We start from the raw sequence: 11,422 nt of genomic DNA, 5'->3' as shown, positions 1-11,422 counted from the left end.
TTATTCACCTCCTAAATTTAGAGGGAATAATAACTCTATTGGTTTTTGCTGATCTACTATTATCAGAGCATCACAAAGACTACCGCTGCTTATTTTAAGTTCTGGTCCACTTCCAGATGTCCATTCTAAGCCGGAAAAATTATCTTTATTTGTTATCAATTCCACCTGAAGTTCTACAATCCCCTGCCTATTCTCAAACATTTCTGATAGACCTGTGCTGCCAAAAATTTTATTTAATCTGCTTTTTGAGACAGGAAAATCAGAAACTTTAATAACTTTAGCCAGTATGAAGCCATATTCTTCTTTTTTTAAAAAAGTAGGAGAAATTTTAACATCCATTCCCCTTTTAATTTTTTTACCTTCGAAAGCTGAAACATAAATAAATCCCTCTAGTTCTCTTTCAGCAGCTTTATGTTCTTCCAGACTAAGAAGTGTTTGATGTTGATTAAGATAATCTCCTCTATTAAACTCAATTTCTAATACACGACCAGAAAAATCAGTTTTTACCTGAGATCTATCCCCATATTCAGCCTGCATCTTTTTTATTTCAGAGAATAGTTCTTCCTGATCTTGAATATTATTTTGCTCTAATCCTAATTTAGATTCTTTAATTTTATCAATTAATTCAGCCTGATCAATTCTCGCTACAATATCTCCTGCTTCAATTAAATCTCCTTCTCGAACACTTATGTCTGTAATTAAACCTTCAAAATTATGGCTGATATCTTTAATCCCACCACCTGCCATTAAAACCCCTGTGCCACTAATCCTACTGGGTATATTCCCCAATATACTCCAGCTAATAAAAACTATCAAAATCAAGAAAAATGCTAGAGAAACAAAAATATCTTTCCGGGAAACAATTTTTATAAGCTGATTTAAATTTTCTGGTGAGTGCATTTCTTCCTTTGAAAAACTAGCAAAAATTTTATTATCACTCATTATAAATTCCTCCAACCATTTCAGAATTTATCATGTAAGAAATTTTACCCTCTTTAATGATTTTTATATATTTATCCTGTCCTTTTAATACTCCAGTTTGACTATAATTCAAATCTCCTGTTAACCCTTTAAATTTGGAAATCTGTTTTAAATTTTCAGCAATATCAACTGCAGAATTCATGTCTGATTTCTTTAACACTTCAGCCAAGATTCCAATGATTTCGTAAGCATGGGCACTCCACATATCAGGTAGATCATTATATTCCTTTTTATATGAGTTTATAAAATTTTGTGTATTTTCATTACTGCTCTCTGGATTAAAGGTGGTACTTAAATAACTAACAGGAAGATAATGACTGTAATCTTTGATAAAGTTTTTCCGATTAAAACCTGTCGCAGAAATAACTGGCAGTTCACTATCTGCATCAGCAAATAGACGGAGAATTCTACCACTCTCAGAAAGAACATCTGCAATAAATACAGCCTCTACATCCAGAACTTCCCACTTTTCTAAAAGTTTAAAAACTCTCTCCCGCTCAATAACTATTGGGATCCGATCTATAATATTTATTTTCTTATTTTCTGCAGATCTAATAAAATAGTTTGAAAGCTCAAATCCATATTCATCATCAGCATAATAAACTGCTATTCTTTTATAATTTTCTTTTAAGGCAAGCTCTGCCATCATTTCTGCAAATTTTTTGTCATCTGAAATATGCTGAAAAATATATTTATATCCCTGTTGATTTATTCTGGGAGATGTAGAAGCAGGTGTAATCATTATTTTTTTATTCTCTTCATAGATTGCCGCTGCTGCTAAAGTCACACTGGAATTCCAGTGTCCAATGACTGCTTTAATTTCCTGGTCTTGACTCAAAACTTCTGCAATTTCGAGCCCTTCTGTTACAGAAGCAGAGTCATCATATTTTTCTACTACTAGTTCCTTATTATTAATACCACCATTTTGATTTATTTCTCTAACAGCTAATTCTATGCCGTTCCAAAAAGCGGTAGTAGTATCAATTTGATTCACAGGATATACCGCCGCTATTTTTATGAACTCCTGACTGCTTTCAGTATTTAAATCATTTGTGCAGCCACTTAAAATAATTGAGGCGAAAACCATAATAAAAATAATTTTTATAGTTTTTAGCACCTGATCACCTACTTTCCTAAGTCTTTAGTTACTTTCATTATTCTCCATTTTTATTTGATAATAAGTTTCCAGCATTTTTTTAAAATTACCCTTAAATTTCAGACAAAAGTCTTCATTTTTATCTCCAGCTAAGTTTTTTATTCTTTTTTTAGGACAACCTCCATTACAAACAGGAAGATAAAAGCAATTTTTGCATTCTTCTATTTGATAGTGATCAGAAGCTATGAGATACCTTGATAATAAATCTCTATTCTCTACTTGCTGATTTGTTATGTTTCCAACTTTCATTTTTTCCACACCTATATCATTTAAACATTTATAAAGATTACCTGTAGGACCAATAACATAGGCGTTTTTTGTGTCTGCAATACAGCTTTGAACTTTTCTTGCAGGATAAAAGGAATCAGCTTTAATACCATAATCTTCAAATAATTTTAAGTAAAAATTCATTTCTTCAGCTCGATCAAAGGCACAGCCGAGATCTAAGTTATCCTGACTCAAATCACTTATAATTCCTGGATAAATTTTTAACTGTTCAGAAGGAAATTCCTTTTTAGTTTTTTGATAAAATTCAGCAAAACTTTGAAGATTATTTCGATCAACATTAACTCTTAATTTTAAAATGCCGGTCCAGTCTGAGCTTAAAATTTCAGATATGTTATTCATTATTTGTTGATAAGTACCTTTTCCATTTTTTAAAGTACGCCGCTGATTATGGATTTCTGCTGGCCCATCTACAGTAATCTGCAGCAGCTGTAGTTTTAAGTCCTTTAACTCTTTAATTTTATTTGTATCGAAAAGATAGCCGTTAGTTATTATACTTGACTGATAAGGGACATCTAAATCTTCAATTTTTTTATTTAAACTTTTAATCTTATCAAATGCCAGGAGTGGTTCTCCTCCATACCAGTTAATGTGCATTCCTTTTAAAGGAAAAAATCTTTTAATAAAATTAATAATTTCATTTTCTATTTCCTCTGTAATAAAAGATGATTTTTTATTGGCTTCAAAACAATAACTGCAGTTAAAATTACAGGCAGTAGTAGGTGCAATTGCTAAGGTTAGTTTGTGACTGTCATACTGCTGCTGTCTTTTTTTTAGTTTGCGCTGATTAATTGTATCTTCTTCTTCATTAGGAGCTGCTAAAATTTTATTCTGTAAAAGTTGTAAATAAAGCATCGGTTTTTTACTGTAATCATAATTTTTGGGATCTTTTTTAATCTTTTGTATTTCAGAATAAGTACCATTATCCAGATTGGCAAGACTGTTAGTTAGAGAATTATAAAGTAAATAGCCGTATTTTTTGGATTTTAATATTTTATTATATTTTGACCAGTGTAAATTTTGCAGAGATGTATTTTTATTATTCATTGTTTAAGCCTCCAGAAAATAATTTTATAGTCATTAATTTAAATTTAATGATTATAATTAAACTTTTGAACAAAGTTTTAATAATATTAAAAGCAGTAAAAGTTATTTTAGAACTCCTACTGCTTCTAATAAATCATACCATTTCTATCAAAAATCTAATTTTTTATTTTACTAGCCAAAATACATAATAGTACAAAAACCAGCTGCAGAAACCTCCTCTAAATCTTCATCACTTAAATCTGCCTGTAGTTTAGGTAAAGTAAGAGTTTCATCTGCTTCTGGATCCCCCTCTACAAAACTAAGTTTGTAACCATCTGGAAGCTTTTTACCACCACTTACTTCTGCAAGAGCCTCTGCTGGATCATCTAAAACCATATTACGAAAATCCTTGTCAATCGATGCCTTTTTCATAACTTCAACAACTGCTGCCTTAACTTCTTCTTTACTCATTGCCATAAATACCACTCTCCTTGATTATTATTTTAAAGCTTCTGAATTTTACAAAAGCTTTAATTCGAATTTGACTTACTTCTTTTTTTTTATCTTCTTGCTTAACTCTAATTTAATTCTAGCACACTTTTAGATTAATACAACTGTACTTTAGGACAGTTCAGACGAAAAAAAGTACAGTATATTTGGTACCGGGTACTTGGAAATTATTTCCAAGTACCCGGTACCCTATCAACCCTATCAAATCACTTCTACATTTTTTCGCATCTGAATCCCTGATCCACCTTTTTTAGCTTCAACACTGGTAAAATCAAGCCGCTGTTCCGGCAGTTCATATAAAAATCTGGAAGGTACAATCTGCTTATACTGGCCCTGGTCTCCAGAAACCTTCCTGTTGGCAAAGGAAATAAATAGTAATTTTTCCGCCCGGGTCATTGCCACATAAAATAAACGCCGCTCTTCTTCGACTGCATAGGGATTTAAACCTGCTGCCTTTTCTTCCAGACTCTTTAAATGGGGAAAAACCTCTTCCTCGGCTCCGATAATAAAAACTACCGGAAACTCCAGTCCTTTAGCCGAATGAGCTGTCATCACCTTTACCTTTTCTTGAGTATCTTCAGTAATATCCTTATCTGCAATCAGTTTATTAATTAACAGATAATCATAAAGTCCACGCCCGGGTTTATTTTTCTGAAAGTCAGCCATATCTTCTAAAAACATATTCATATATTTTTTTCTTCCCTCAGGATCATCAAGTTCTGCCAGCACATTCTGATCAAAATCAACTCGAGCATAGAGTTCCACTGCCTTCTTATGCATTGGCAGCTTTTCTTCTCGCAGATCAAAGATGCTGTCAATCACCCGCCGCTGAAATTCAATAATATTTGCAGCTTTATTATTACCTATCCCTTTTACTACAGTCGGACTCTCAAAAACATCAGTAATTTTCATTTTATTTTCGCGAGCATATTTAGTGATCTCGCTCAGCAGGATTTCTCCAACTCCATGGACCTCAATTCTAAATAATCGCTTTAGTGCCAGTCGATCATTGGGATTAACCAGCAGTTTAAGATAATTAACAAAATAGCGGATTTCCTGGCGGTCAAAAAAGCTAACTCCTCCTACCAGCTGGTGGGGAATTCTAAATTTGGGCAGCTGATTCTGCAGCTGCATTGATTGAAAGTGACTGCGGCATAAAATAACAATATCACTCAGTTTATAGTTATAAAAATCAACTAAATGATTGATCCGTTTGCAGATATATTTTGCCTCCACCAGGGGACTTTCTGCCCGGGCCACAAAGATTGGGGCTCCATCATCTGCTTCAGTCCAGGCTTCTTTAACTTTATTTTGACTGTTATTATTGATCAGCTGATTAGATGCCGAAATAATATTATTGGAGCTGCGGTAATTGCGCTCAAGTTTAATCACCTCAGCCTCAGGATAGTCATGTTCAAACTCCAGAATATTGCTGATATCAGCTCCCCGAAAACCATAAATACCCTGCCAGTCATCACCAACTACAAATATATTATTCTGCGGTCGGGCCAGCAGAGAAATCAGATGATACTGAGAGTGATTTACATCCTGATACTCATCAACCTGAATGTACATAAATTGATTTTGATATTTATTTAAAATTTCCTGATCCGATTCCAGGAGTTCTATTGTCTTTTTGATCAGATCATTGAAATCAAAACAATTGTTATTTGTCAGCACCCGCTCATACTCTTTATAAATTCTGCTCACAATTTGATAAAAATGTTCAGATCCCTGATTATCTGGCTGCGCATACTCATCTACCAGATCAGCTGGCAGAACTAATTCCATTTTGGCCTTCGAGATGATATTAAAAACAATCTTTGGCTCATATTCAGTTTCTTCCAGACCAAAATCAAATATAATATCTTCCACAATTGCAGTCGAATCTTTAGTATCATAAATCAAACAACCTTCTGATCGGTTGACCTTTTTTAGATTTTCCCGCAGTATCTTAAGACAAATACTGTGGAAAGTACCCAGGTTCATCTCATCTATAATCTCTGATCCAATTAATTTGCTTATTTTAGCTTTCATATCATCTGCTGCCCGATTGGTAAAAGTTACTGTCAGTATGTTTTGGGGACTGACACCATTCTCAATCAAATTAGCTGTCCTGTAGGTTAAAGTCCTGGTCTTTCCACTTCCGGCTCCAGCAAGAACTAAAACTGCCCCTTTTAAAGTCTGGGCAGCAATTTTTTGTTTTGGGTTTAGATCATTTAATAAATGGCTCATTTTAGGCTCCTTCAATTGTCAGAATTCTATAATTTAAAACAAAAGAAAGCCGCCTGCTAATTAAAATTGATAATCAGCAGACAGCTAATATTTCTGGTGCAGCGATTTATAATTATATAGAACTTTAGGTCAAATTACAAGGTTAATTACTGAAATAGCTTATTAAAAACAGCAGCCAAAATAAATCAGCTGCTGTTTGATTTTCTCTTTATTAAATTAACTGGAAATAATTGGTCCCGTAAACGGTACCTGCACGTTTATTTATATAACTTAAAATACTCCTCAGGACTCGGGATATGTCCCAGTACTGCCACACAGCCTGCTACCTGAGCACTGCCGAGATAGGTGCGGGAATCTGCTGGTCCGATTCGCGACTGATAGTTGCGGGTGGTGGTGGTAAAGGCAGTAGCACCTGAACCAATCCGGCGCTTGTTCCCCATACATAATCCACAGCCGGGCATAATCACTGTTGCACCAGCTCTAGTCAGCCTTTCCATAGTTCCATCTACAATCAATTCCTCGTAAATATCACGGGAGGCAGGTCCAACTACCACGTTCAGATCCTGTGGGATCTGATGGCCGGAAATTACTGCTGCTGCTTCCTGAATACTTTTTAAATCTCCACCAACACAGCTGCCAATATAAACCTCATCAATCTGCTCTCCCTCAACCTCACTTAAAGGAGCTACATTATCCGGATGATGTGGTTTGGCAACCAGAGGTTCGGAAAGTTCCTCCAGAGGAATTATAATTTCAGCTGCATATTCTGCGTCCTCATCAGCTGCAAACAAGACAGGCTCCTCCAGATACTCCTCAACTGCCTGAATGGTATTTTTAACTGAAGGAGAAGAATCTGCATCAGGACGAGATTTTAAATATTCCAGATTTTCCTTTATAGTTTCTACTGTAGTCTGATCAGAAGGTACAACTCCTGCAGAAGCACTTCTTTCTGCTACAGCATTTGTTAAAATATAGCGTTCATCGGAGCTTAAGAAATCTACACCTTCCATCTCAATAATTCTGCCATTATAAATATCTTTACCAACAGTTTTTTCTGCGTAAACAACCAGAGCAGAAACTAAATCACGAGCCGTAATACCTTCCGGCGGCTGACCGGTAAATTTAACTTTAACTGATTCGTCCATGGTTAAATCCTGTTTACCGTATTTCATAACTCCAGCAACTATATCTGAGGCCGCCGGGAAAGAAATCCCGCGGGGAGTTCTGGTATGAGAATCTCCACCAACAATCACATCTGTCGGCAGAACAAAACGGTTACCTATAGTATGGATAATTCCTTCTCCAGTCTGCAGACAGACTCCCCCGCGCTCGGTGACAAAGTCATGTAAAAATTTGTGGGTATCTCTTTCTGCACTGGAGGGACACTCACCGGTATGGCATAAAGACTGGACTACAAATTCAGCTCCAAAATCTTCTCCTGCCATTGACTGATACTCATCCATAGTCATCGGCCCGGTTGTATCCTGAGAAAAAGCACCTCTCATTTTAACCTGAGCCGTCTCCCCCGGTAGAATAGTATCTTTACCGTCAAGACGATTATGAGCTACAATTTTCTGAGCCAGTGTCTGTGGAGGTCTGGAATCTTCTTCAATCACATTCTGCTCAGCCGGAGTTTTGACCTCTCCAGTTTTAAGTCCATGCTGCTCACAAAAGTCTAAGGCCATTGTCTGCAGCTGATTACCGGCATCAAAATAGGTCATACCTCCAGCTGCAATTTTTTTCAGTTTATAATCAATTGGTAATTCAATCTCAAGTTCAAGCTGGTCATTAACTAACAGTTTTTGAGTCTGCAAATCAACTTTAAGGCTGTCTCCTTCTTCAATCTCTGCTGTATCGACTTCTAAAGGTAGAATTCCAGAGGCAACCAGTGACTCTTTAAAGATAGGAGCAAAACTCTTAGCAGCCACAACCCCACCTTTTTTCTTTTCCGGTTCTCCGGCTGCCGGCTGACCCAGGAGCTGCTGCATGGTATATGTTGCAGACTTACGAGATGAACCTTCTCCCAGCGCCTTACCGGCTGTAAAGAAAATGGTCTCTCCTTCAGCTGTCTGATCTTTGAGCTGTTCCAATCTACCCCAGAGGTCTTCCTCATCCTCACGTCCATCCATTACAAATTGAGCATGCCTCGGCTGGTCGGTTCTGCTGTTGGCATTTTTTGATGGACTTAAGTGTCCAGTTGTAATATTGTCACCAACTCTTAAAGTTAGGCCCTGATATTGGTCCTCCAGTTCCCAGTCTTCAGCAAAATCTCTATAAGCCCAGCTCAACATCAAATTTTCAATATTTTTTATAAAATGAGGATTTTCCGCTGCCAGTTCCTCTAACTTTTCAAAATCAGCCTTTGTGACAAGAACAGTCTCTTTTAAAATTTCTGTAATCTGATCTCGATAGATCTCTTTGGCAAATAAATCAATCAGGCGAGAGGTGGCTGCCCCACCTTTCATCTCTGCCAGCAGTTCTAATGCCGCTTCCGATTCTAAATAAGGATTTTCTTCTTCTCTAATTTTTGCTTCCTTAATTAAATCTGCCAGTCCCTCTGCCTTGGCATGAGAGGCAGGGAAAGTTCCTCTTTTTACTTCTTCTGCAATTAATCTCAACACCAGTTGATCCAGTCTTTCTTCCTCAAATATGGTAAAAGTCTTATTCTCTAAACCTTCAACTTTTAAACCGGCAAAAAGAGCTTCTACCTCTTCTGCCTCCAGGGGTCTGGGATCAAGTCCATAAGCATTTTTTCTCTCTACTGCCTTCTTTTTATATTCTTCTAAACAATCTAATAAAATTTCTAAATTAGCTTCCATAAATCAATCTCTCCTTCCTTATCGTAGATCATTACAAATTGCTGTCTCAAGTAATAAGTTATCCTAAATTAATCTGAATTAAGTTTTTGAACACAATTTAAATTCAGCAGGGATAAAAATTATATTAATTATAGTCTGGAAATAATCGCTGCAGTAATTTGATCAGTTGAAGCAGTGCCTCCTAAATCTCCGGTTAAAACCTCTCCCTGATTTAAAACTTCAGTAACTGCAGTCTCAATTCTAGCTGCTGCCTTAGTTTCTCCCAGATGTTTAAGCATTAAAACTGCTGAAAAAAGCAGAGCCACTGGATTGGCTTTATTCTGACCGGCAATATCAGGTGCACTACCGTGAACTGCTTCAAATACTGCCAGATCATCACCGAGATTCATTCCCGGAGCCAGCCCCAGACCACCGATTAAACCTGCACCCAGGTCAGAAACAATATCTCCGTATAAATTGGGCATCACTAGAACATCATACTGCTCCGGATACTGCACCATCTGCATACACATATTATCAACAATTTTATCATCAAACTCTATTTCGGGGTGGGTCTCCTTATATTTTGCAGCAACCTTACGCGCTTCTTCTAAAAAGAGGCCGTCACTGAATTTTAAAATATTGGCTTTATGAACAGCTGTCACTTTTTTGCGGCCTTCGCGGACTGCATATTCAAAAGCTCGTTCGGTAATTTTGCGGGAAGCCTTGCGGGTGATGATTTTAATGCTTTCTGCTGCCTGATCACCGACATAATGTTCAATTCCCACATAAAGACCTTCAGTATTTTCTCTGAAAACGACCATATCAATATTTTCATCTTTAGCAAATTTTTTCGCATGGACCTTAAGTGGGCGGACATTAGCATATAAATTTAATTCTTTGCGGATAGCAACATTAACACTTCTAAACCCACTGCCCACAGGGGTTGTAATCGGTCCTTTTAAAGCCACCCTGTTTTTTCTAATTGACTTAAAAACTTCTTCGGGCAGTGGAGTTCCATATTTCTCCATTACTCCAGCCCCGGCTTCCACCTTATCCCAGTTAATCTCAACTCCGGCAGCTGCAATTATTTCTGCCACAGCCTCCGAAATTTCGGGTCCAATTCCATCTCCAGCAATCATCGTTACCTTATGCATCCTCTTTACTCACTACTCCTTTTTAAATTTAAAAATCATCCAAATTATTTTTTGAAAAATTATTTTAAATAAAAAACATCAACTGCAATGATAAATTGAACTAATTTTAAAGCTTCATCTTTTCAGCTTTCTAATAGATTTAGCTTAAAAAAAGCCGGATTTTACTCCGGCTTCAGCTTAAAGTTCAATCAGCCTGCTCTTGATGACTGATATATATTATAGCATAGAATGGGCATAACTTTCCAGCTCCGCAAATTCTGCCTCTGTCATACCACAATCTCCAGGTAAAATTCCGGGTGAGTTTTCACCATGATAATCAGATCCACCTGTAACTAAAAGATCCAGTTCCTCTGCTATTTTTTTATATTTCTTTGTAGTTTTTTCGTTATGTTTGGTCTGATAGACTTCCACACCTCTCAAACCCACACTTTTTAGACGGGCAATTTCTTCTTTATCCAGGGCCTGACCGTGATTAATAATATAGGGATGGGCAATTACCGGTATTCCTTCTGCTTTTAAAATAACTTCTATCGCTTCAGCAGGAAGAATATTTTTCTTTTCCACATAAGCTTTTCCACCACCTGCAATAAATTCTTGAGTAAAGGCATCTCCTATTTCCTCAATATAGCCTTTATCAATCATAGCTCTGGCCACATGGGGGCGGCCGAGGCTGACACCGGTAGCATATTTTTTGACATCCTTAAATTCCAGGGGATAACCCATTTCGGTCAGTTTTTCTATCATTTTGTGGGTCCTTTCGACCCGGGAATCCAGAATTGCTTCTGTTAAACCCAATAAAGCATCATTTTCGGGATCAACAAAATATCCTAAAATATGGTATTCTGCATCTCCTCTGTAAGTAGAAATTTCTATACCAGCTACAACATTTAGACCTTCTTCCTGGCCCAGCTGCTGCATTTCCTCAACTGAGGTTAGGTTATCGTGATCAGTTACGGCAATAGTTTCCAGACCTAATTCTATACATTTTTCCACAAGTTCTGCTGGAGTTGAAGCTCCATCAGAGGCAGTTGTGTGCATGTGTAGATCAATTTTCTTTCTCTGCTTAAACATATCTTTGGACATAAAATATCAAGCTCCTTAAGAGTAGTTTTTTGCTTAAATTTTCTTAAAAAGAGATTTGATACTCTCTACTCTTTTGTTTTAAATACTCTCTCTAAGGTACACTTATAGTTTATCAGAAAAAGTTTAAAAAATCATTAAAGTTTAGAAATTAATCTAAAATAATTTACTCAGTCTAAAAACCAGGCTCAATT

At 36.6% G+C, this 11,422-nt stretch carries 8 protein-coding genes; all 8 read right to left on the bottom strand.

Annotation, left to right across the window (positions count from 1 at the left end; translation table 11 throughout):
- Positions 1–942 (bottom strand): NHLP bacteriocin system secretion protein, encoded by a 942-nt coding sequence (locus tag DFR79_RS01350; RefSeq protein ID WP_133513698.1) that lies wholly within the window; start codon positions 940–942, stop codon positions 1–3.
- On the bottom strand, positions 935–2,098 hold the full coding sequence (locus DFR79_RS01345; protein WP_133513697.1) for an ABC transporter substrate-binding protein: 1,164 nt from the start codon (positions 2,096–2,098) through the stop codon (positions 935–937). Before DFR79_RS01345 ends, DFR79_RS01350 begins: the two co-directional genes overlap by 8 nt.
- Before the next feature lie 24 nt (positions 2,099–2,122).
- Positions 2,123–3,469, bottom strand: coding sequence for a radical SAM/SPASM domain-containing protein (locus tag DFR79_RS01340; RefSeq protein WP_133513696.1), 1,347 nt, complete (start codon positions 3,467–3,469; stop codon positions 2,123–2,125).
- 171 nt (positions 3,470–3,640) lie between these two features.
- Positions 3,641–3,925: a hypothetical protein gene (locus tag DFR79_RS01335; RefSeq protein WP_133513695.1), complete on the bottom strand. Its 285-nt coding sequence runs from the start codon at positions 3,923–3,925 to the stop codon at positions 3,641–3,643.
- A gap of 234 nt (positions 3,926–4,159) precedes the next feature.
- Positions 4,160–6,193, bottom strand: a complete 2,034-nt coding sequence (locus tag DFR79_RS01330) for an ATP-dependent helicase (RefSeq protein WP_133513694.1) — start codon at positions 6,191–6,193, stop codon at positions 4,160–4,162.
- A gap of 257 nt (positions 6,194–6,450) precedes the next feature.
- Positions 6,451–9,012 (bottom strand): aconitase family protein, encoded by a 2,562-nt coding sequence (locus tag DFR79_RS01325; protein ID WP_133513693.1) that lies wholly within the window; start codon positions 9,010–9,012, stop codon positions 6,451–6,453.
- A 128-nt stretch (positions 9,013–9,140) separates the two neighbouring features.
- Positions 9,141–10,148 (bottom strand): isocitrate/isopropylmalate dehydrogenase family protein, encoded by a 1,008-nt coding sequence (locus DFR79_RS01320; RefSeq protein ID WP_133513692.1) that lies wholly within the window; start codon positions 10,146–10,148, stop codon positions 9,141–9,143.
- Positions 10,149–10,364: 216 nt separating this feature from the next.
- Positions 10,365–11,231 carry a PHP domain-containing protein gene (locus DFR79_RS01315; RefSeq protein WP_133513691.1) on the bottom strand — a complete coding sequence of 289 codons (867 nt, stop codon included), beginning with the start codon at positions 11,229–11,231 and terminating at the stop codon, positions 10,365–10,367.
- Positions 11,232–11,422: the final 191 nt, after the last annotated feature.

It is taken from the genome of Halanaerobium saccharolyticum, assembly GCF_004362045.1.
Classification (GTDB): Bacteria; Bacillota; Halanaerobiia; order Halanaerobiales; family Halanaerobiaceae; genus Halanaerobium; species Halanaerobium saccharolyticum_C.
Note: the sequence above shows the minus strand (reverse complement) of the source record. Positions and strands in the feature narration are given on the sequence as shown.